This window comes from Pseudomonas sp. LBUM1652, from assembly GCF_059716105.1.
On record NZ_CP166804.1, the window covers coordinates 3,903,868 to 3,924,941 of the forward strand.

18 protein-coding genes are annotated in these 21,074 nt (G+C 59.0%); all 18 read left to right on the plus strand.

Features of this window, described 5'->3' with window-relative positions; translation table 11 throughout:
- Positions 1 to 215 precede the first annotated feature (215 nt).
- The 18 genes from ACA069_RS17625 to ACA069_RS17710 all read left to right on the plus strand — a co-directional run bounded on the left by ACA069_RS17625 (position 216) and on the right by ACA069_RS17710 (position 20,864).
- Entirely contained in the window at positions 216 to 968 is a 753-nt protein-coding gene (locus tag ACA069_RS17625; protein ID WP_401272195.1) for a secretin N-terminal domain-containing protein, read from the plus strand.
- 476 nt (positions 969 to 1,444) lie between these two features.
- Positions 1,445 to 2,770, plus strand: coding sequence for an isocitrate lyase (gene aceA / locus ACA069_RS17630; protein ID WP_187678476.1), 1,326 nt, complete (start codon positions 1,445 to 1,447; stop codon positions 2,768 to 2,770).
- Between the two features lie 555 nt (positions 2,771 to 3,325).
- Positions 3,326 to 3,739: an NADH-quinone oxidoreductase subunit A gene (locus ACA069_RS17635; protein ID WP_003223812.1), complete on the plus strand. Its 414-nt coding sequence runs from the start codon at positions 3,326 to 3,328 to the stop codon at positions 3,737 to 3,739.
- A gap of 10 nt (positions 3,740 to 3,749) precedes the next feature.
- On the plus strand, positions 3,750 to 4,424 hold the full coding sequence (locus ACA069_RS17640) for a NuoB/complex I 20 kDa subunit family protein (protein WP_003223809.1): 675 nt from the start codon (positions 3,750 to 3,752) through the stop codon (positions 4,422 to 4,424).
- A 73-nt stretch (positions 4,425 to 4,497) separates the two neighbouring features.
- Complete coding sequence (nuoC, locus tag ACA069_RS17645) at positions 4,498 to 6,282, plus strand: NADH-quinone oxidoreductase subunit C/D (protein ID WP_489880258.1); 1,785 nt, start codon at positions 4,498 to 4,500, stop codon at positions 6,280 to 6,282.
- 2 nt (positions 6,283 to 6,284) lie between these two features.
- Positions 6,285 to 6,782: an NADH-quinone oxidoreductase subunit NuoE gene (gene nuoE / locus ACA069_RS17650; RefSeq protein ID WP_007920186.1), complete on the plus strand. Its 498-nt coding sequence runs from the start codon at positions 6,285 to 6,287 to the stop codon at positions 6,780 to 6,782.
- Positions 6,779 to 8,134 (plus strand): NADH-quinone oxidoreductase subunit NuoF, encoded by a 1,356-nt coding sequence (gene nuoF / locus ACA069_RS17655; protein WP_100845732.1) that lies wholly within the window; start codon positions 6,779 to 6,781, stop codon positions 8,132 to 8,134. The genes nuoE and nuoF overlap by 4 nt, the downstream gene beginning before the upstream one ends.
- A gap of 134 nt (positions 8,135 to 8,268) precedes the next feature.
- The gene (gene nuoG / locus ACA069_RS17660) at positions 8,269 to 10,983 is read left to right on the plus strand and encodes an NADH-quinone oxidoreductase subunit NuoG (protein ID WP_497614628.1); all 2,715 of its coding nucleotides are present in this window, start codon (positions 8,269 to 8,271) and stop codon (positions 10,981 to 10,983) included.
- Positions 10,980 to 11,987 (plus strand): NADH-quinone oxidoreductase subunit NuoH, encoded by a 1,008-nt coding sequence (gene nuoH, locus ACA069_RS17665; protein ID WP_187678480.1) that lies wholly within the window; start codon positions 10,980 to 10,982, stop codon positions 11,985 to 11,987. The genes nuoG and nuoH overlap by 4 nt, the downstream gene beginning before the upstream one ends.
- An 11-nt stretch (positions 11,988 to 11,998) precedes the next feature.
- Complete coding sequence (gene nuoI / locus ACA069_RS17670) at positions 11,999 to 12,547, plus strand: NADH-quinone oxidoreductase subunit NuoI (protein ID WP_016987418.1); 549 nt, start codon at positions 11,999 to 12,001, stop codon at positions 12,545 to 12,547.
- A gap of 9 nt (positions 12,548 to 12,556) precedes the next feature.
- Positions 12,557 to 13,057 (plus strand): NADH-quinone oxidoreductase subunit J, encoded by a 501-nt coding sequence (gene nuoJ / locus ACA069_RS17675; RefSeq protein WP_187678482.1) that lies wholly within the window; start codon positions 12,557 to 12,559, stop codon positions 13,055 to 13,057.
- Between the two features lie 3 nt (positions 13,058 to 13,060).
- On the plus strand, positions 13,061 to 13,369 hold the full coding sequence (gene nuoK / locus ACA069_RS17680) for an NADH-quinone oxidoreductase subunit NuoK (protein ID WP_187678483.1): 309 nt from the start codon (positions 13,061 to 13,063) through the stop codon (positions 13,367 to 13,369).
- On the plus strand, positions 13,366 to 15,219 hold the full coding sequence (nuoL, locus tag ACA069_RS17685) for an NADH-quinone oxidoreductase subunit L (RefSeq protein ID WP_187678484.1): 1,854 nt from the start codon (positions 13,366 to 13,368) through the stop codon (positions 15,217 to 15,219). Before nuoK ends, nuoL begins: the two co-directional genes overlap by 4 nt.
- A 39-nt stretch (positions 15,220 to 15,258) precedes the next feature.
- On the plus strand, positions 15,259 to 16,791 hold the full coding sequence (gene nuoM / locus ACA069_RS17690; protein WP_187678485.1) for an NADH-quinone oxidoreductase subunit M: 1,533 nt from the start codon (positions 15,259 to 15,261) through the stop codon (positions 16,789 to 16,791).
- Between the two features lie 7 nt (positions 16,792 to 16,798).
- The gene (gene nuoN, locus ACA069_RS17695; protein WP_123529219.1) at positions 16,799 to 18,262 is read left to right on the plus strand and encodes an NADH-quinone oxidoreductase subunit NuoN; all 1,464 of its coding nucleotides are present in this window, start codon (positions 16,799 to 16,801) and stop codon (positions 18,260 to 18,262) included.
- A gap of 446 nt (positions 18,263 to 18,708) precedes the next feature.
- Complete coding sequence (locus ACA069_RS17700) at positions 18,709 to 19,059, plus strand: toxin (protein WP_497614631.1); 351 nt, start codon at positions 18,709 to 18,711, stop codon at positions 19,057 to 19,059.
- Positions 19,049 to 19,363, plus strand: a complete 315-nt coding sequence (locus tag ACA069_RS17705) for a helix-turn-helix domain-containing protein (RefSeq protein WP_339432013.1) — start codon at positions 19,049 to 19,051, stop codon at positions 19,361 to 19,363. The genes ACA069_RS17700 and ACA069_RS17705 overlap by 11 nt, the downstream gene beginning before the upstream one ends.
- Positions 19,364 to 19,538: 175 nt before the next feature.
- The gene (locus tag ACA069_RS17710) at positions 19,539 to 20,864 is read left to right on the plus strand and encodes an OprD family porin (RefSeq protein ID WP_497614633.1); all 1,326 of its coding nucleotides are present in this window, start codon (positions 19,539 to 19,541) and stop codon (positions 20,862 to 20,864) included.
- Positions 20,865 to 21,074: the final 210 nt, after the last annotated feature.

Here is a 21,074-nt window from a genome sequence, read left to right on the forward strand (position 1 = left end):
TATCCCCGATGGGGCGCGAAGCGGCCCTAAAATTTTGGGTCTGCTGCGCAGCCCATCGGGGATAAATCCCCTCGCCACAAGAGCAATATGCAAACTTCAGCAAACGCCCCGACATCGAACGATGCCGGGGCGTTTTGCTGTCTTGGATTCAACTTGCCCCACCCGGGGCCGACAAACTGGCAATATCAAGCCTTTCGAAAGCGGAGATAACGGACATGTCCCTACGCACCCTGCTCACCACCCTGCTGCTCGGCTGCAGTTTTTCGGTGATGGCAGCCACAGAAATCGTCCCCCTCAAGTACCGCACCAGCACCGACATGCTGCCGATGGCGCAGGATTTCCTCGGTAAGGATGGCCAGGTCAGCGCCTATGGCAACCAACTGATCGTCAAGGCGGAGCCGGACAAGATTCAGGAACTCAAGGCGTTGCTGACCCAACTCGACACCGCGCCGAAACGCCTGCTGATTACCGTCGACACCAACGAAAACAATGGCCGTGGCGACGAAGGTTATTCAGTCAACGGTGCGCAGACCCGCATCATCAGCCGCAGCACCGCCAGCCGTGACGGCGGCATTCAGCAAATACAGGCCAGCGAAGGCGCTCCGGCGCTGATCCAGGTCGGCCAGAGCGTGCCGATCACCAACAGTCAGACCAACTCCTACGGCGATTACAGCAGCCAGACCCAATACCGCAACGTCACTCAGGGTTTTTACGTCACCGCGAGCGTCACCGGCGACATCGTTCATCTGGCAATCAGTACCAACCGTGACCGCATGAGCCAGGAACGTCCCGATGTAGTGAACGTGCAAAGCACCGACACAACCGTCAGCGGGCGCCTCGGCGAGTGGATCACTCTGGCCGGCGTCAATCGGCAGACTCAGGCCGACAAACAGGGCCTGGCCCGCAGCTACTCGACTCAAGGCCGGGATGACATGACCCTGCGGGTGAAAGTCGACAGCCTGGACTAAAGCACCGAAAACTGACTGATTAGTCGTATTAGACGAAAGATGTAGTGCTTTAAAAAAAGCACTACAAAACGTTTGACGAGCCAAAAAAGCGAAGGCATGATGGCCTCGCTCCCGCTAATCAGAGGCCCTGGCAAGGGCCTTCGAAGCGCTGTTCGCATCTACCCCGCGAACCGTTTCGTGTCTGTACCGCCCACAAGGTGTGTTTGACGAGGTTGCCGACTGGAACGAAGTTGTCCCGAGGGACGGAAGCGTAATTAGGTAACCCGGCATCACACTGTAGTTCGTATAAAGGCCCACGACGCCCGAATGCGCCCGCCAGTTTCGCCTTTACCTGCTCACTTCCCCTCGAGCTCATCGTTCATCCCGTCGCCTACCCCGCCGAATCCGACTTGACCACCTAAGCTTCTGGTCAGCGAGCGCAGGAATTTTCCACCGCAGAACAACTTTTCATAAAAGACGCGACGAGGTTTATCTCCATGGCACTGACACGCGAACAGCAAATTGCAGCCCTTGAAAAAGACTGGGCTGAAAACCCGCGCTGGAAAGGCGTGACTCGCACTTATTCCGCTGCTGACGTCGTCCGTCTGCGTGGCTCGGTTCAACCTGAGCACACCTTTGCGAAAATGGGCGCCGAGAAGCTGTGGAACCTGGTGACCCAGGGTGCCAAGCCGTCCTTCCGCCCAGAGAAAGATTTCGTCAACTGCATGGGCGCCCTGACCGGCGGCCAGGCTGTTCAGCAAGTCAAAGCCGGTATCCAGGCAATCTACCTGTCGGGCTGGCAGGTAGCTGCGGACAACAACTCCGCCGAATCGATGTACCCGGACCAGTCGCTGTACCCGGTGGACTCGGTGCCAACCGTCGTCAAGCGCATCAACAACTCGTTCCGTCGCGCTGACCAGATCCAGTGGAAAGCCGGCAAGAACCCGGGCGACGATGGCTACATCGACTACTTCGCGCCGATCGTGGCTGACGCTGAAGCCGGTTTCGGCGGCGTACTGAACGCTTACGAACTGATGAAGAGCATGATCGAAGCAGGCGCCGCCGGCGTTCACTTCGAAGACCAACTGGCTTCCGTAAAGAAATGCGGCCACATGGGCGGCAAGGTTCTGGTGCCAACCCAGGAAGCCGTACAGAAGCTGACCGCAGCGCGTCTGGCAGCTGACGTTGCCGGTACTCCGACCATCATTCTGGCCCGTACCGACGCTAACGCCGCGGACCTGCTGACTTCCGACTGCGACCCGTACGACCAGCCGTTTGTGACTGGCGAGCGCACCCAGGAAGGTTTCTACAAGGTACGTGCCGGTCTGGATCAAGCGATCGCACGTGGTCTGGCTTACGCCCCTTACGCCGACCTGATCTGGTGCGAAACCGCCAAGCCGGATCTGGACGAGGCTCGTCGCTTCGCTGAAGCGATCAAGAAGGAATACCCGGACCAACTGCTGTCGTACAACTGCTCGCCTTCCTTCAACTGGAAGAAAAACCTGGACGACGCGACCATCGCCAAGTTCCAGCGCGAACTGTCCGCCATGGGCTACAAGCACCAGTTCATCACCCTGGCCGGCATTCACAACATGTGGCACAGCATGTTCAACCTGGCGCACGACTACGCCCGTAACGACATGACTGCCTACGTGAAGCTGCAAGAGCAGGAATTCGCTGACGCCTCCAAGGGTTACACCTTCGTGGCTCACCAGCAGGAAGTGGGCACCGGCTACTTCGATGACATGACCACCGTGATTCAGGGTGGCTCGTCCTCGGTAACCGCACTGACCGGTTCGACCGAAGAAGAACAGTTCCACTGATCTGCTTCACCTGAGCAAACGGCCTCTGCGGATCGAATAGAAAGCTAACCGCAGAGCCGCAAGACTGACGCCCCGACTGGTTCGGGGCGTTTTTTTGCCTGTGATGTTCCTCACCACACAAATCCCAAAGGTTCTGTGTCAGACCTTTCTGAAAAAACATTGATCCATAGCGGTATAGGCGTCAGAAAAATCAGTTAAAACAGGCGCCACCGCTACTTGCAGTAACGGGCATATAAGACAACTTCCCAACTACTGCACCGCTAAACAGTTACAAAATCACCCCAAACGATATTAATTATCATTTAGCCGCAACTATGCTCGTTACATTTCCCACAAAACATAATTCGCAGAAAACCGGCTAATGCCCGCTATGCTTGGGCTACGGGGCATCGGAGGCGCTCTATGTCCTTATTCCAATAAATAATTTCGCTATAGGAATTTTACTTGCAGGGTGTTTAGCCATAAAATCAGCGCGATTGATTGCTGCGACATATCGTCACTGCCTATTTCTTTATCAAGCTCAGAGACCTTTGCTCTCTGTTAAGGATTACCAGCATGCCCGAAGCGACAGGACTCATGGCCCACAACTGGGGCTTTGCCATTTTCCTTCTGGGTGTCGTCGGCCTGTGTGCCTTCATGCTTGGCGTCTCCAGCCTCCTCGGGTCAAAAGCCTGGGGCCGCAGCAAAAACGAACCGTTCGAGTCGGGCATGCTACCTACCGGTGGCGCCCGCTTGCGGCTCTCAGCCAAATTCTATCTGGTCGCGATGCTGTTCGTGATCTTCGATATAGAAGCCCTCTTTCTCTTTGCATGGTCTGTGTCTGTCCGCGAAAGCGGCTGGACCGGATTCGTCGAAGCTCTCGTTTTCATAGCAATTCTGTTGGCAGGTCTTGTCTACCTGTTCCGAGTGGGCGCCCTTGACTGGGCTCCGGAAGCTCGTCGCAAGCGGCAGGCGAAGCTGAAACAATGAGGCTTTGGCAATGCAATACAATCTCACCAGGATCGACCCCGATGCTCCTAACGAGCAGTATCCGATTGGCGAACGGGAAACCGTTTCCGATCCGTTAGAAGATCAAGTTCACAAAAACATTTTCATGGGCAAGCTGGAAGACGTGCTGAGTGGCGCGGTCAACTGGGGACGTAAGAACTCCCTGTGGCCGTACAACTTCGGCTTGTCGTGCTGCTACGTGGAAATGACCACTGCCTTCACGGCGCCCCACGACATCGCGCGCTTTGGCGCCGAAGTTATCCGGGCATCACCGCGTCAGGCCGACTTCATGGTTATCGCCGGTACCTGCTTCATCAAGATGGCGCCGATCATTCAGCGTCTCTACGAGCAAATGCTCGAACCGAAGTGGGTTATCTCCATGGGTTCGTGCGCCAACTCCGGTGGCATGTACGACATCTACTCCGTGGTTCAAGGGGTGGACAAGTTCCTGCCGGTGGACGTCTACGTACCTGGCTGCCCGCCCCGTCCGGAAGCATTTCTGCAAGGCTTGATGCTGTTGCAGGAATCGATTGGACAGGAGCGTCGTCCGCTTTCCTGGGTCGTTGGTGATCAAGGCGTTTATCGCGCCGACATGCCTTCGCAAAAGGAACAGCGCCGCGAACAGCGAATCGCAGTCACCAACCTGCGCAGCCCTGACGAAGTCTGATCCAGATCTGTTCTTACAAAGAAACGAGAAGCTGGCTTCATTCTTTACGTTGACCGAAAGCGAAAAAATAACCATGACTACAGGCAGTGCTCTGTACATCCCGCCTTATAAGGCCGACGACCAGGATGTGGTCGTCGAACTCAACAACCGTTTTGGCGCCGAAGCGTTCACCGCTCAGTCGACCCGCACCGGCATGCCGGTGCTGTGGGTGGCTCGCGCCAGACTCGTCGAAGTCCTGACTTTCCTGCGCAACCTGCCCAAGCCGTACGTCATGCTCTATGACCTGCACGGCGTGGACGAGCGTCTGCGCACCAAGCGTCAAGGGCTGCCGTCGGACGCCGAATTCACCGTGTTCTATCACCTCATGTCGCTTGAGCGTAATAGTGACGTGATGATCAAAGTCGCCTTGTCCGAAAGCGACCTGAGCTTGCCGACCGTCACCAGCATCTGGCCGAACGCCAACTGGTACGAGCGTGAAGTCTGGGACATGTACGGCATCGACTTCAAAGGCCACCCGCACCTGTCGCGCATCATGATGCCGCCGACCTGGGAAGGTCACCCGCTGCGCAAGGACTTCCCGGCGCGCGCCACCGAATTCGATCCGTACAGTCTCAACCTCGCCAAGCAACAGCTTGAGGAAGAAGCCGCGCGCTTCCGTCCTGAAGACTGGGGCATGAAGCGTTCCGGCACCAACGAGGACTACATGTTCCTCAACCTGGGCCCGAACCACCCTTCGGCGCACGGTGCGTTCCGCATCATTCTGCAACTGGACGGTGAAGAGATCGTCGACTGCGTGCCAGACATCGGTTACCACCACCGTGGTGCCGAGAAGATGGCCGAGCGTCAGTCCTGGCACAGCTTCATTCCGTACACCGACCGTATCGACTACCTCGGCGGCGTGATGAACAACCTGCCGTACGTGCTCTCGGTCGAGAAGCTCGCCGGCATCAAGGTGCCCGAGAAGGTCGACGTCATCCGCATCATGATGGCCGAGTTCTTCCGGATCACCAGCCACCTGCTGTTCCTGGGTACCTACATCCAGGACGTCGGCGCCATGACCCCGGTGTTCTTCACCTTTACCGACCGCCAGAAGGCGTACACGGTGATTGAAGCCATTACCGGTTTCCGTCTGCACCCGGCCTGGTACCGCATCGGTGGCGTCGCACACGACCTGCCACGCGGCTGGGAAAAACTGGTGAAAGATTTCGTTGAGTGGCTGCCAAAACGCCTCGACGAATACACCAAGGCTGCCCTGCAAAACAGCATCCTCAAGGGTCGTACCATCGGCGTCGCTGCCTACAACACCAAAGAGGCCCTGGAATGGGGCGTCACCGGTGCCGGCCTGCGTTCGACCGGTTGCGACTTCGACCTGCGTAAAGCGCGTCCGTACTCCGGCTACGAGAACTTCGAGTTCGAAGTGCCGCTGGCCGCCAACGGCGATGCCTACGACCGCTGCATGGTTCGCGTCGAAGAGATGCGCCAGAGCATCAAGATCATCGACCAGTGCATGCGCAACATGCCGGAAGGCCCGTACAAGGCGGATCACCCGCTGACCACGCCGCCGCCGAAAGAGCGCACGCTGCAGCACATCGAAACCTTGATCACGCACTTCCTGCAAGTTTCGTGGGGCCCGGTCATGCCGGCCAACGAATCCTTCCAGATGATCGAAGCGACCAAGGGCATCAACAGTTATTACCTGACGAGCGACGGCGGCACCATGAGCTACCGTACCCGGATCCGTACTCCAAGCTTCCCGCATCTGCAACAGATCCCTTCGGTGATCAAAGGCAGCATGGTCGCGGACTTGATTGCGTACCTGGGTAGTATCGACTTCGTTATGGCCGACGTGGACCGCTAAGCATGAACAGCACGCTTATCCAGACAGACCGTTTCACCCTGAGTGAAACCGAGCGCTCGGCCATCGAGCACGAGCTGCATCACTACGAAGACCCGCGCGCGGCGTCGATCGAAGCCCTGAAGATCGTTCAGAAAGAACGCGGCTGGGTGCCGGATGGCGCCTTGTACGCAATCGGCGAGATCCTCGGCATCCCGGCCAGCGACGTTGAAGGTGTGGCGACGTTCTATAGCCAGATCTTCCGTCAGCCGGTCGGCCGTCACATCATTCGCGTCTGCGACAGCATGGTCTGCTACATCGGCGGCCACGAGTCGGTGGTCAGCGAAATCCAGAACAATCTGGGCATCGGCCTGGGTCAGACCACCACCGACGGTCGTTTCACCCTGCTGCCTGTCTGCTGCCTCGGCAACTGCGATAAGGCTCCGGCGCTGATGATCGACGACGACACCTTTGGTGATGTGCAGCCTGCTGGCGTTGCCAAACTGCTCGAGGGCTACGTATGACCCTGACATCTTTCGGCCCGGCCAACCGCATCAAGCGTTCGGCCGAGACACACCCGCTGACCTGGCGTCTGCGTGACGACGGCGAAGCCGTGTGGCTCGACGAATACCAGGCCAAGAACGGTTACGCCGCAGCGCGCAAAGCCTTCGCCGACATGGCCCAGGACGACATCGTCCAGACCGTGAAGGACGCAGGCCTGAAGGGTCGCGGCGGTGCAGGTTTCCCCACGGGTGTGAAGTGGGGCCTGATGCCCAAAGACGAATCCATCAACATCCGCTACCTGCTGTGCAACGCGGATGAAATGGAGCCGAACACCTGGAAAGACCGCATGCTGATGGAGCAACTGCCCCATCTGCTGATCGAAGGCATGCTGATCAGTGCTCGCGCGCTGAAAACCTACCGTGGCTACATCTTCCTGCGTGGCGAATACACCACCGCCGCCAAGCACCTCAACCGTGCCGTGGAAGAAGCCAAGGCTGCTGGCCTTTTGGGCAAGAACATCCTGGGCAGCGGCTTCGATTTCGAGCTGTTCGTCCACACCGGCGCCGGGCGTTATATCTGCGGTGAAGAAACCGCACTGATCAACTCCCTCGAAGGCCGCCGCGCCAACCCGCGCTCCAAGCCGCCCTTCCCTGCCGCCGTTGGCGTGTGGGGCAAGCCGACCTGCGTGAACAACGTTGAAACCCTGTGCAACGTGCCGGCGATCATTGCCGACGGCGTTGACTGGTACAAATCGTTGGCCCGCGAAGGCAGCGAAGACATGGGCACCAAGCTCATGGGCTTCTCCGGCAAGGTCAAGAATCCGGGCCTGTGGGAACTGCCATTCGGCGTCACCGGTCGCGAGTTGTTCGAAGACTACGCCGGCGGCATGCGCGATGGTTACAAGCTCAAGGCCTGGCAGCCAGGTGGCGCCGGTACCGGTTTCCTTCTGCCAGAACACCTCGACGCACAAATGTACGCCGGCGGCATTGCCAAAGTGGGCACCCGTATGGGTACCGGCCTGGCCATGGCGGTGGACGACAGCGTCAACATGGTCTCGCTGCTGCGCAACATGGAACAGTTCTTCGCCCGTGAGTCGTGCGGTTTCTGCACACCGTGCCGTGATGGTTTGCCATGGAGCGTCAAGCTGCTGATGGCCATCGAGAATGGCGAAGGCCAACCGGGCGACATCGAGACCCTGCTGGGTCTGGTCGGCTTCCTCGGCCCAGGCAAAACCTTCTGTGCTCACGCACCGGGTGCCGTGGAGCCGTTGGGCAGTGCCATCAAATACTTCCGTCCAGAGTTCGAAGCCGGTATCGCGCCTGTCAGCGCCGCCGTCCCGCCTCTGGCAAGGCCGATCGTAATCGGCGCGTAAACGCTTAATAAGGTGAAGGGCCCGTGCCCTTCGCCTCTTGCGATGACGCCTTTCGAGGCTGGTTTGATTCGCACGGATAACAAGATTCCATTAGCCACGCCCGCTGACACCGGGCCAACGAAGACCTTTGAACCATGGCCACTATCCACGTAGACGGCAAAGCGCTCGAAGTCGACGGGGCAGACAACCTGTTACAGGCATGTCTGTCGCTGGGCCTCGACATTCCATATTTCTGCTGGCACCCCGCGCTTGGTAGCGTCGGGGCTTGCCGCCAGTGCGCGGTCAAGCAGTACACCGACGAGAACGACACCCGTGGTCGCATCGTCATGTCCTGCATGACCCCAGCCACCGACAACACCTGGATCTCCATCGAAGATGAAGAATCCAAGGCGTTCCGCGCCAGTGTTGTCGAATGGCTGATGACCAACCACCCGCACGACTGCCCTGTGTGCGAAGAAGGCGGTCATTGCCACCTGCAAGACATGACAGTGATGACCGGCCACAACGAGCGCCGTTATCGCTTCACCAAACGTACCCACCAGAACCAGCAACTGGGCCCGTTCATTTCCCACGAAATGAACCGCTGCATCGCTTGCTACCGCTGCGTGCGTTTCTACAAGGACTACGCTGGCGGCACCGACCTCGGTGTATTCGGCGCCCACGACAACGTGTACTTCGGTCGCGTTGAAGACGGCACCCTCGAAAGCGAGTTCTCCGGCAACCTCACCGAGGTCTGCCCGACCGGTGTGTTCACCGACAAGACTCACTCCGAGCGCTACAACCGTAAGTGGGACATGCAGTTCTCGCCGAGCATCTGCCATGGCTGCTCCAGCGGTTGCAACATTTCCCCGGGTGAGCGTTACGGCGAACTGCGTCGCATCGAAAACCGTTTCAACGGTTCGGTGAACCAGTACTTCCTGTGCGACCGTGGCCGTTTCGGTTATGGCTACGTCAACCGCACCGACCGTCCGCGTCAGCCACTGCTGGCCGACGGCACCAAGCTTGGCCTGGATGCTGCGCTGGACAAGGCTGCCGATCTGCTGCGCGGTCGCAACATCGTCGGTATCGGTTCGCCGCGTGCCAGCCTGGAAAGCAACTACGCGTTGCGTGAACTGGTTGGCGCCGAGCACTTCTACTCCGGCATCGAAGCGTCCGAACTGGAACGCATCCGTCTGGTCCTGCAAGTGCTCAAAGACAGCCCGCTGCCAGTGCCAAACATGCGCGACATCGAAGACCACGACGCCGTGTTCGTCCTCGGTGAAGACCTGACCCAGACCGCCGCCCGTATGGCGCTGTCCCTGCGTCAGTCGGTCAAAGGCAAAGCCGAAGAAATGGCCGACGCCATGCGCGTTCAGCCATGGCTCGACGCTGCGGTGAAAAACATCGGTCAGCACGCGCTGAACCCGCTGTTCATCGCCAGCCTCGCTGAAACCAAGCTCGACGATATCGCCGAAGCATGCGTTCACGCAGCTCCCGATGATCTGGCGCGCATCGGTTTCGCCGTGGCTCACGCTCTGGACGCCAGCGCACCGGCCGTTGAAGGTCTGGACGCTGAAGCACTGGAACTGGCCAAGCGCATCGCCGACGCCCTGCTCGCGGCCAAACGTCCGCTGATCATCGCCGGCACTTCGCTGGGTTCGAAAGCGCTGATCGAAGCGGCAGCGAACATCGCCAAGGCTCTGAAGCTGCGCGAGAAGAACGGTTCGATCAGCCTGATCGTGCCGGAAGCCAACAGCCTCGGTCTGGCCATGCTCGGTGGCGAATCGGTGGATGCTGCGCTGCAAGCCGTCATCGATGGCAAAGCCGACGCCATCGTCGTGCTGGAAAACGATCTGTACACCCGCACCGCCAAAGAGAAAGTCGATGCTGCGCTGAACGCCGCGAAAGTGGTGATCGTTGCTGACCATCAGAAGACTGCTACCAGCGACCGCGCGCATCTGGTTCTGCCAGCCGCCAGCTTCGCTGAAGGCGACGGTACGCTGGTCAGCCAGGAAGGTCGCGCCCAGCGCTTCTTCCAGGTTTTCGATCCGCAATACCTGGACGCGAGCATTCTGGTTCACGAAGGCTGGCGCTGGCTGCACGCCCTGCGCGCCACCCTGTTGAACCAGCCGATCGACTGGACGCAACTCGACCACGTCACCGCTGCCGTTGCTTCGAGCACCGAGCAACTGGCGCGTATCGTCGACGCTGCACCGTCTGCTGCGTTCCGTATCAAGGGTCTGAAACTGGCGCGTGAGCCGCTGCGTTACTCCGGTCGCACCGCGATGCGCGCCGACATCAGCGTTCACGAACCACGCACCCCGCAAGACAAAGACACCGCGTTTGCCTTCTCCATGGAAGGTTACTCGGGCTCGGTTGAGCCACGTCAGCAAGTGCCATTCGCCTGGTCGCCGGGCTGGAACTCGCCGCAGGCCTGGAACAAGTTCCAGGACGAAGTCGGTGGTCACATCCGCGCTGGCGACCCGGGCACCCGCCTGATCGAAAGCACCGGTGATTCGCTGAACTGGTTCGCTGCCGCTCCGCGCGCATTCAACCCGGCGCCGGGCACTTGGCAAGCTGTGCCGTTCTACCACCTGTTCGGTAGCGACGAGAACTCTTCGAAAGCCGCTCCTGTGCAGGAACGCATTCCGGCGGCCTACGTTGCTCTGGCCAAGTCTGAAGCGGATCGCCTTGGGGTCAACGACGGTGCACTGCTGAGCCTGAACGTGGCCGGCCAGACCCTGCGTCTGCCATTGCGTATCAATGAAGAACTGGGCGCAGGTCTGGTGGCATTGCCTGCGGGCATCGCCGGCATTCCACCGGCATTCGCCGGCGTATCCGTCGACGGTCTGCAGGAGGCAGCGCAATGACCTGGTTCACCCCTGAAGTGATCGATGTGATCCTGACGGTCATCAAAGCGATCGTGATTCTGTTGGCCGTAGTGGTCGCAGGCGCGTTGCTCAGCTTTGTCGAACGTCGCCTGCTGGGCTGGTGGCAGGACCGTTACGGTCCGAACCGCGTTGGCCCGTTTGGTATGTTCCAGATCGCCGCCGACATGCTGAAGATGTTCTTCAAGGAAGACTGGACCCCGCCGTTTGCCGACAAGGTGATCTTTACCCTGGCACCGGTTGTGGCCATGTCCGCCTTGCTGATTGCGTTCGCAATCATCCCGATCACCCCGACCTGGGGTGTGGCGGATCTGAACATCGGCCTGCTGTTCTTCTTCGCCATGGCCGGTCTGTCGGTCTACGCGGTGCTGTTCGCTGGTTGGTCGAGTAACAACAAGTTCGCCCTGCTGGGTGCCTTGCGTGCCTCGGCGCAGACCGTGTCCTACGAAGTGTTCATGGGCCTGGCCCTGATGGGCATCGTGGTGCAGGTCGGCTCGTTCAACATGCGCGACATCGTCGAGTACCAGGCGCAGAACCTGTGGTTCATCATTCCGCAGTTCTTCGGCTTCTGTACCTTCTTCATCGCTGGCGTCGCCGTGACTCACCGTCACCCGTTCGACCAGCCGGAAGCGGAACAGGAACTGGCAGACGGTTACCACATTGAATACGCCGGTATGAAATGGGGCATGTTCTTCGTCGGTGAATACATCGGCATCATCTTGATTTCGGCGCTGCTGGTCACCCTGTTCTTCGGTGGCTGGCACGGTCCGTTCGGCATCCTGCCGCAACTGTCGTTCCTGTGGTTCGCACTGAAGACCGCGTTCTTCATCATGCTGTTCATTCTGCTGCGCGCTTCCATCCCGCGTCCGCGTTATGACCAGGTGATGGACTTCAGCTGGAAATTCTGCCTGCCACTGACCCTGATCAATTTGCTGATAACCGCTGCGGTTGTGTTGTGGAACACGCCCGCGGTTGCGGTTCAGTGAGGATTTGACCCATGTTCAAATATATTGGCGACATCGTTAAGGGTACTGGTACCCAGTTGCGCAGCCTGGTCATGGTCTTCGGCCATGGCTTTCGCAAGCGCGACACCCTGCAATACCCGGAAGAAGCGGTCTACCTGCCACCACGCTACCGTGGTCGTATCGTCCTGACCCGCGACCCCGATGGCGAAGAACGTTGCGTAGCCTGCAACCTGTGCGCCGTGGCTTGCCCGGTGGGTTGCATCTCGCTGCAGAAAGCTGAAACCGAAGACGGTCGCTGGTACCCGGACTTCTTCCGTATCAACTTCTCGCGCTGCATTTTCTGCGGTCTCTGCGAGGAAGCCTGTCCGACCACCGCGATCCAGCTGACCCCGGATTTCGAGATGGCCGAGTTCAAACGTCAGGACCTGGTGTACGAGAAAGAAGATCTTTTGATCTCCGGCCCCGGCAAAAACCCTGATTACAACTTCTATCGTGTTGCAGGTATGGCAATCGCTGGCAAGCCGAAAGGCGCTGCGCAGAACGAAGCCGAACCGATCAACGTGAAGAGCTTGCTGCCTTAAGGAAGAACGATGGAATTCGCTTTCTATTTCGCATCGGGTATCGCTGTTGTGTCCACGCTACGCGTGGTCACCAACACCAATCCTGTGCACGCCCTGCTCTACCTGATCATCTCGTTGATCGCCGTGGCCATGACCTTCTTCGCACTCGGCGCACCGTTCGCCGGCGTGCTGGAAGTGATCGCCTACGCCGGCGCCATCATGGTGCTGTTCGTGTTCGTGGTGATGATGCTCAACCTGGGCCCAGCCGCCGTTCAGCAGGAACGCGTCTGGCTCAAGCCCGGTATCTGGGCAGGGCCGGTGATTCTCGCCGCCCTGCTGCTGGCCGAACTGCTGTATGTGCTGTTCGCTCACCAGAGCGGTCAGGCCATCGGCCACACCACCGTAGACGCGAAAGCCGTGGGCATCAGCCTGTTCGGCCCGTATCTGCTGGTGGTCGAACTCGCCTCGATGCTGCTGCTCGCCGCAGCCGTCACGGCGTTCCATTTGGGCCGTAACGAGGCGAAGGAGTAAGACATGCCTGCTATCCCTCTCGAGCATGGACTGGCGGTTGCCGGCATCCTGTTCTGCCTTGGTCTGGTCGGCCTGATGGTCCGCCGCAACATTTTGTTCGTGTTGATGAGTCTGGAAGTGATGATGAACGCCGCGGCACTGGCCTTCATCGTTGCAGGCGCCCGCTGGGGCCAGCCGGATGGACAGATCATGTTCATCCTGGTGATCAGCCTGGCAGCCGCCGAGGCCAGTATTGGCCTGGCGATCCTGCTGCAACTGTATCGCCGCTTCCACACGCTCGATATCGACGCTGCCAGTGAGATGCGCGGATGAACTTAATCTTTCTGACTTTCGTATTCCCTCTGATCGGTTTCCTGCTGCTGTCGTTTTCCCGTGGACGCTGGTCGGAAAACCTTTCGGCGCTGGTCGGCGTGGGTTCCATTGGCTTGTCGGCGATTGTCACCGCCTACGTCATCTGGCAATTCAACGTCGCGCCTCCCGAAGGCGGTCACTACACCCTGGTGCTTTGGCAGTGGATGGCGGTGGAAGGCTTCAAGCCTGATTTCGCCCTCTACATCGACGGCCTGTCGATCACCATGCTCGGCGTGGTGGTTGGCGTAGGTTTCCTGATCCACCTGTTCGCCTCCTGGTACATGCGCGGCGAAGCGGGTTACTCGCGCTTCTTCTCGTACACCAACCTGTTTATCGCCAGCATGCTGTTCCTGGTCCTGGGCGATAACCTGTTGTTCCTGTACTTCGGTTGGGAAGGCGTAGGCCTGTGCTCGTACCTGTTGATCGGTTTCTACTACAGCAACCGCAACAACGGTAACGCCGCACTCAAAGCCTTCATCGTGACCCGGATCGGCGACGTGTTCATGGCCATCGGCCTGTTCATCCTGTTCCAGCAAGTGGGCACGCTGAACATCCAGGAACTGCTGGTGCTGGCACCGCAGAAATTCCAGGTCGGCGATTTCTGGATCACGCTGGCGACCCTGATGCTGCTGGGCGGCGCTGTCGGTAAATCGGCGCAACTGCCGCTGCAAACCTGGCTGGCAGACGCGATGGCCGGTCCTACCCCGGTTTCGGCACTGATCCACGCGGCAACCATGGTGACCGCAGGCGTTTACCTGATCGCCCGTACTCACGGCCTGTTCACCCTGGCGCCGGACATCCTGCACCTGGTCGGCATCGTGGGTGGTGTGACCCTGGTTCTGGCTGGTTTTGCGGCACTGGTACAAACCGACATCAAACGTATCCTCGCCTACTCGACCATGAGCCAGATCGGCTACATGTTCCTGGCGCTGGGCGTTGGTGCCTGGGATGGCGCGATTTTCCACCTGATGACCCACGCCTTCTTCAAGGCCCTGCTGTTCCTTGCTTCCGGTGCGGTGATCGTTGCCTGCCACCACGAGCAGAACATCTTCAAGATGGGCGGCCTGTGGAAGAAACTGCCACTGGCTTATGCCAGCTTCATCGTCGGCGGCGCGGCACTGTCTGCCCTGCCACTGGTCACCGCTGGTTTCTACTCCAAGGACGAAATCCTTTGGGAAGCGTTCGCCAGCGGCAACCACGGTCTGCTCTATGCAGGTCTGGTGGGTGCGTTCATGACGTCGCTGTACACCTTCCGCCTGATCTTCATCGCGTTCCACGGTGAAGCCAAGACCGAAGCCCACGCCGGTCACGGCATCGCTCACTGGCTGCCACTGTCGGTGCTGATCGTGCTGTCGACTTTCGTCGGCGCCATGATCGTTCCACCGCTACACGGCGTACTGCCTGAGAGCGTTGGCCATGCCGGTGGCGAAGCCAAGCACAGTCTGGAAATCGCGTCGGGCGCCATCGCCCTGGCCGGTATCCTGCTGGCGGCCCTGCTGTTCCTCGGCAAGCGTCGCTTCGTGACAGCAATTGCCAACAGCGGCATCGGCCGTTTCCTTTCGGCCTGGTGGTTCGCTGCCTGGGGCTTCGACTGGATCTACGACAAACTGTTCGTCAAGCCGTACCTTGCGATCAGCCACATCCTGCGCAAAGACCCGCTCGACCAGACCATCGGTCTGATCCCGCGTATGGCCAAGGGTGGTCACACTGCCCTGAGCCGCACCGAGACCGGTCAACTGCGTTGGTACGCTGCTTCGATGGCTGCTGGTGCCGTGCTGGTTATTGGCGCCATCGTGCTGGTAGCGGTCTGATATGAACCTTGCGAATTTGCGAAAGGAAACGAGCCCGTCATGATTCTGCCTTGGCTAATCCTGATCCCCTTCATCGGCGGCCTGCTGTGCTGGATGGGTGAGCGCTTCGGCGCTACCCTCCCCCGCTGGATTGCGCTGATCACCATGTCCCTGTTGCTCGCGATCGGCCTCTGGCTGTGGGCGACCGGCAACTATTCATTTGCCCCGGCGCCTGGCGCCGATCCGACCTGGGCGCTTGAGTTCAAGCACATCTGGATCGAGCGATTCGGCATCAGCGTGCACCTGGCCCTCGACGGCCTGTCGCTGTTGATGATTCTGCTGACCGGTCTGCTGGGTATCCTCTCGGTACTGTGCTCGTGGAAAGAGATTCAACGTCACGTTGGCTTCTTCCACCTGAACCTGATGTGGATCCTGGGCGGCGTTGTCGGCGTGTTCCTCGCCCTCGACCTGTTCATGTTCTTCTTCTTCTGGGAAATGATGCTGGTGCCGATGTACTTCCTCATCGCGCTCTGGGGTCACAGTTCTTCGGACGGCAAGAAAACCCGGATCTACGCAGCGACCAAGTTCTTCATCTTCACTCAGGCTTCCGGCCTGATCATGCTGGTGGCGATCCTCGGTCTGGTGCTGGTCAACTTCAACAACACTGGCGTGATTACCTTCAACTACGCCGACCTGTTGAAAACCAAGATGTCGATGACCACCGAGTACATTCTGATGCTCGGCTTCTTCATCGCCTTCGCGGTCAAGCTGCCCGTCGTACCGTTCCACTCCTGGTTGCCTGACGCTCACGCCCAGGCGCCGACCGCTGGTTCCGTCGACCTCGCCGGTATCTTGCTGAAAACCGCTGCCTACGGCCTGCTGCGTTTCGCCCTGCCGCTGTTCCCGAACGCTTCGGCCGAGTTCGCGCCGATCGCCATGACCCTCGGTCTGATCGGGATCTTCTACGGTGCGTTCCTGGCGTTCGCCCAAACCGATATCAAGCGTCTGATCGCCTTCTCGTCCGTTTCCCACATGGGCTTCGTACTGATCGGCATCTACTCCGGTAGCCAACTGGCGCTGCAAGGTGCCGTGATCCAGATGCTCGCGCACGGTGTGTCGGCAGCAGCACTGTTTATCCTCAGCGGTCAGTTGTACGAGCGTCTGCACACTCGTGACATGCGTGAGATGGGCGGTCTGTGGTCGCGTATCGCTTACCTGCCGGCGATCAGCCTGTTCTTCGCAGCCGCTTCGCTGGGCTTGCCAGGCACCGGTAACTTCGTCGGCGAGTTCCTGATCCTGATCGGTTCGTTCGCCAGTTGGCCTTGGATCACCGCGATTGCCACCTCCGGTCTGGTGTTCGGTTCGGTCTACTCGCTGATCATGATCCACCGTGCGTATTTCGGTCCGTCCAAATCGGATTCGATCCTGCACGGCATGGACGCTCGCGAACTGATCATGGTGCTAGGCCTTGCGGTGCTGCTGATTTACCTCGGCGTCTACCCGCAACCGTTCCTCGACACTTCTGCCGCCACGATGCATGGCGTACAGCAGTGGCTCGGCACCGCCTTCACTCAACTCGCTTCGGCCCGGTAAGAGCGCTATGGAATTCACGATTCAACACTTTATTGCGCTTGCGCCACTGTTGATCACCAGCCTCACCATTATCGTGGTGATGCTGGCAATCGCCTGGCGCCGCAACCACTCGCAGACGTTCCTGATCTCGGTGGCCGGTCTGAACCTGGCCTTGCTGTCGATCCTGCCAGCCCTGAAAGTCGCGCCTCTGGCCGTGACCCCATTGCTGCAGATCGACACCTTTGCCTGCCTGTACATGGCGCTGATCCTGGTCGCCACCCTCGCTTGCGTCACCCTCGCCCACGCCTATCTGGGCGATGGCGGTTCGGGTTACCCGGGCAACCGTGAAGAACTGTACCTGCTGATCCTGATGGCCGCTGCCGGTGGTCTGGTTCTGGTCAGCGCGCAGCACCTGGCCGGCTTGTTCATCGGTCTGGAACTGCTGTCGGTGCCGGTCTACGGTCTGGTGGCTTACGCCTTCTTCAACAAGCGTTCGCTGGAAGCCGGTATCAAGTACATGGTGCTGTCGGCCGCCGGTTCCGCGTTCCTGCTGTTCGGTATGGCGCTGCTGTACGCAGACGCCGGTTCGCTGAGCTTCGTCGGTATTGGTCAGGCACTGGCTGCCACTGGTCTGCCTAGCCCGCTGGCACAATTGGGCCTGGGCATGATGCTGATCGGTCTGGCGTTCAAGCTGTCGCTGGTACCGTTCCACCTGTGGACGCCGGACGTGTACGAAGGTGCTCCGGCACCGGTCGCAGCGTTCCTCGCGACCGCGTCGAAAGTGGCCGTGTTTGCGGTGATGGTGCGTCTGTTCCAGATCTCCCCTGCTGCAAGCAGTGGCGTACTGAGCGACGTGCTGAGCGTGATCGCCGTCGCCTCGATCCTGTTCGGTAACCTGCTGGCCCTGACCCAGAGCAACCTCAAGCGTCTGCTCGGTTACTCGTCCATCGCGCACTTCGGCTACCTGCTGATCGCACTGGTGGCGAGCAAGGGTCTGGCGGTAGAAGCCATCGGCGTCTACCTGGTCACCTACGTGATCACCAGCCTTGGCGCGTTCGGTGTGATCACTCTGATGTCCTCGCCGTACAACGGCCGTGACGCAGACGCCCTGTACGAGTACCGCGGCCTGTTCTGGCGCCGTCCGTACCTGACCGCCGTACTGACCGTGATGATGCTGTCCCTGGCCGGTATCCCGCTGACCGCAGGCTTCATCGGCAAGTTCTACATCATCGCCACCGGTGTCGAGTCGCACCAATGGTGGCTGGTCGGGTCCTTGGTACTGGGCAGCGCCATCGGCGTCTTCTACTACCTGCGCGTGATGGTCACCCTGTACCTGATCGAGCCAAACCTGCGTCGCCACGATGCGCAACTGCACTGGGAACAGAAGGCAGGCGGCGTGATGCTGCTGGCCATCGCCCTGGTTGCGTTCTTCCTCGGCGTTTACCCGCAGCCATTGCTGACTCTGGTTCAGCAGGCGGGTCTGGCGGGCTGATAGCTCGGCTGGCTACACATGAAAACGGCACCTTCGGGTGCCGTTTTTGTTTTTGTGGGATTTAGCATCTCGAGCGCTTGCGCTGGCCTCATCGCGGGCAAGCCCGGCTCCCACAGGTTTCGATGGTTTCACAAAGTCTGTAACCACTCTGGACCATTGTGGGAGCGAGCCTGCTCGCGAAGGCGTCGGCACATTCAGCCTCTTCATACCCTGCCCCCCGCCGCTATCGCGATTCGGCGTTGGACACTGCTGCGGGATTGTTCCGACACGGCAATTGCGAAGTCTCTTCATAGATCAATCGAACGTTCTCACCACACGCGGCGATTCGTCCTACAGGTGTTTTTACGACCGGCGTCTACCGTTGAAAAAGGGACGAAAAGCAAGGCCAGGAAGCCTTGACCGATTCGATTTTCGAGACAACACTATACGTAGGTAACGTACAGAACATGGATGCTCTATTTATCGAATTACCTGTGTTTCAGAAGCACCGAGACGACTATCTGGATGACGATCTGTTTCGCAGCTTTCAACTGGAGTTGCTGAAAAATCCGGAAGCAGGCGATCTCATCGAGGACACAGGCGGGCTTCGTAAAATTCGCTTTGGCGACCAACGAAGAGGGAAAGGTAAACGCAGCGGATTACGAGTGATTTATTACTGGTGGTCAGGCTTCGATCAGTTCTGGCTCTTTACCGTCTACAACAAAAACGAGCAGGACGATCTGACGCCTGCCCAGAAAAAACTTTTCAGAAAAACACTGGATAGAGAACTCAACGCGAGAAGCCACTATGAAACGTGACATTTTTTCCGAACTGATGGATGGACTCGAAGCACTGGCTGATGAACGCCAAGGCAAAATCACCTTGCGTACCCACAAGGTTCAGTTGCCAAAACTGATGCCAATCACTGCGGAGGAAGTGGTAGCCATCCGTCAGCAACTTAATCTTTCTCGGTCAGTATTCGCGATGTATCTACGCACCAACACGCGAACGCTCGAAAACTGGGAGCAAGGACGAGCAACACCCAATGCTCAGGCCACGACCCTGATCCGTCTGGTCCAGCGTTTTCCGCAGACAATCGAACAACTCGCAGCCCTGACCTGATATCCAAGGCCTTCGCTCCACCCATATGACGAAATTGTAATTCCCTCATCACCTTGGCGTTATCCGCAGCTTGCAACGATGTCACCCGGCGACCATGCCGGCGGGCGCTTGCCCGTCGAACAATAAAACCCACGCCGAAGCACGTTCCCGTTCTGCCGAACCCAAGGAGTGTTTGATGGTTAACAATACAAAAATGTCGATGGCCGCTTTAGCGGTGGTGGTCGGCTCCGGGCCGTCCATGGTGTTTGCAGAAGAAAAAGCCGAAGGCTTTATCGAAGGCAGCAGCCTGACAGTGCTCAACCGCAACTTCTACTTCAATCGTGATCACCGCAACGGCGAGTCCAGCCCGACCGGCAACGGTTATTCCGAAGCCTGGTCGCATGCGGTGATCAGCAAGTTCGAATCCGGCTTTACCCAAGGCACCGTCGGGGTCGGTGTCGATGCGTTTGCGATGATCGGCTTGAAACTCGACACCGGTGGTGGGCGCAACGGTGGCCGTAGTTCGTTTGATGTGCTGCCGGTCAACAGTGACGGCGAGGCGCGGGATGAATACACCAAGGTCGGTGGCGCCGCGAAAGTGCGGGCATTCGATACGGTGGTCAGGGTCGGCGATGTATTCCCGGCCAACCCGGTCGTGGCGGCCGGCGACTCGCGTTTGCTGCCGGAAAGCTTTCGCGGCGTGACAGCGACCAACACCAGTATTGAAGGTCTATCGGTTCAGGGCGGTCGACTGCATGCGATGAGCCAACCGGTGTCCAGCGACATGCGCGAGAACTTCGCGACCTTCTATGCCGGCCCCGTCAATTCGCCGTGGATCGCTTACGGTGGCGGCGACTATGTGCTGAACAAAAACCTCAGTTTCAGCCTGTATTCCAGCCGCCTCAAGGATGCCTGGAACCAGTACTACGCTGGCACCGCGTGGACATATCCGCTATCGGATGACGTGTCGCTGTTCGGTGGTCTGAACTATTACAAGGCTGTCGACGAAGGCAAACAACTGCTCGGGGAGTTCGACAACAACATCTGGAGCGGCCGTGCCGGGGTGAAATTCGGCGCGCATTCCGTCGCCCTCTCGCATCAGCGCAACAACGGTAACGACGACTTCGATTACCTGCGCCAGTCCGATTCGATCTTCCTCGACAACTCCATCCAGTACAGCGACTTCAACTCGCCGAAAGAACGTTCATGGATGGTGCGCTACGACCTCGACATGACCACCTATGGCGTGCCCGGTCTGTCGTTCATGACCCGTTACGCGCGCGGTACCGACGCCGACTATTCCAACGCCAACGCCGTGTACATGCGCCGCGATGGCGACGGCAATCCATTGACCGACCAGAAGCGTTGGGAGCGGAACATCGAAGTGAAATACGTGGTGCAGAGCGGGTCGCTTAAAGACATGTCACTGCGCTTGCGCCAGGCCACCACTCGCGCCACGGCATTCGAGTCGGACCTGGATGAAGTGCGGGTGATTGTCGAGTATCCGTTGGCGATTCTCTGAGTTTACGAGCAATGCACATTCACCTTTAGAAGCTCCTTGCTCCTTTGGAAAGAGGTGAATTTTTTGGCGTCCTTTGGGGCGCCTTTTTTATGTCCGCTTGAAACGCAGTCCCCTGCAAATGCCGAAGGCTGCGAACCTTTAATCATGCCTTTAGAGATCAAGATCAAAGGCTCGCAGCCTTCGGCAACGCCTGCTGAGTGGGTAGCGTGT

What these genes read in the sequence shown, in the direction of transcription:
- nuoK (WP_187678483.1), top strand. Translation starts at nt 13,061, where the DNA reads ATGCCTGCTATCCCTCTCGAGCATGGACTGGCGGTTGCCGGCATCCTG.
- nuoE (WP_007920186.1), top strand. Translation starts at nt 6,285, where the DNA reads ATGAACAGCACGCTTATCCAGACAGACCGTTTCACCCTGAGTGAAACC.
- nuoM (WP_187678485.1), top strand. Translation starts at nt 15,259, where the DNA reads ATGATTCTGCCTTGGCTAATCCTGATCCCCTTCATCGGCGGCCTGCTG.
- ACA069_RS17705 (WP_339432013.1), top strand. Translation starts at nt 19,049, where the DNA reads ATGAAACGTGACATTTTTTCCGAACTGATGGATGGACTCGAAGCACTG.
- nuoG (WP_497614628.1), top strand. Translation starts at nt 8,269, where the DNA reads ATGGCCACTATCCACGTAGACGGCAAAGCGCTCGAAGTCGACGGGGCA.
- ACA069_RS17640 (WP_003223809.1), top strand. Translation starts at nt 3,750, where the DNA reads ATGCAATACAATCTCACCAGGATCGACCCCGATGCTCCTAACGAGCAG.
- ACA069_RS17710 (WP_497614633.1), top strand. Translation starts at nt 19,539, where the DNA reads ATGGTTAACAATACAAAAATGTCGATGGCCGCTTTAGCGGTGGTGGTC.
- aceA (WP_187678476.1), top strand. Translation starts at nt 1,445, where the DNA reads ATGGCACTGACACGCGAACAGCAAATTGCAGCCCTTGAAAAAGACTGG.
- nuoN (WP_123529219.1), top strand. Translation starts at nt 16,799, where the DNA reads ATGGAATTCACGATTCAACACTTTATTGCGCTTGCGCCACTGTTGATC.
- nuoL (WP_187678484.1), top strand. Translation starts at nt 13,366, where the DNA reads ATGAACTTAATCTTTCTGACTTTCGTATTCCCTCTGATCGGTTTCCTG.
- ACA069_RS17635 (WP_003223812.1), top strand. Translation starts at nt 3,326, where the DNA reads ATGCCCGAAGCGACAGGACTCATGGCCCACAACTGGGGCTTTGCCATT.
- nuoC (WP_489880258.1), top strand. Translation starts at nt 4,498, where the DNA reads ATGACTACAGGCAGTGCTCTGTACATCCCGCCTTATAAGGCCGACGAC.
- nuoH (WP_187678480.1), top strand. Translation starts at nt 10,980, where the DNA reads ATGACCTGGTTCACCCCTGAAGTGATCGATGTGATCCTGACGGTCATC.
- nuoI (WP_016987418.1), top strand. Translation starts at nt 11,999, where the DNA reads ATGTTCAAATATATTGGCGACATCGTTAAGGGTACTGGTACCCAGTTG.
- ACA069_RS17700 (WP_497614631.1), top strand. Translation starts at nt 18,709, where the DNA reads ATGGATGCTCTATTTATCGAATTACCTGTGTTTCAGAAGCACCGAGAC.
- nuoF (WP_100845732.1), top strand. Translation starts at nt 6,779, where the DNA reads ATGACCCTGACATCTTTCGGCCCGGCCAACCGCATCAAGCGTTCGGCC.
- nuoJ (WP_187678482.1), top strand. Translation starts at nt 12,557, where the DNA reads ATGGAATTCGCTTTCTATTTCGCATCGGGTATCGCTGTTGTGTCCACG.
- ACA069_RS17625 (WP_401272195.1), top strand. Translation starts at nt 216, where the DNA reads ATGTCCCTACGCACCCTGCTCACCACCCTGCTGCTCGGCTGCAGTTTT.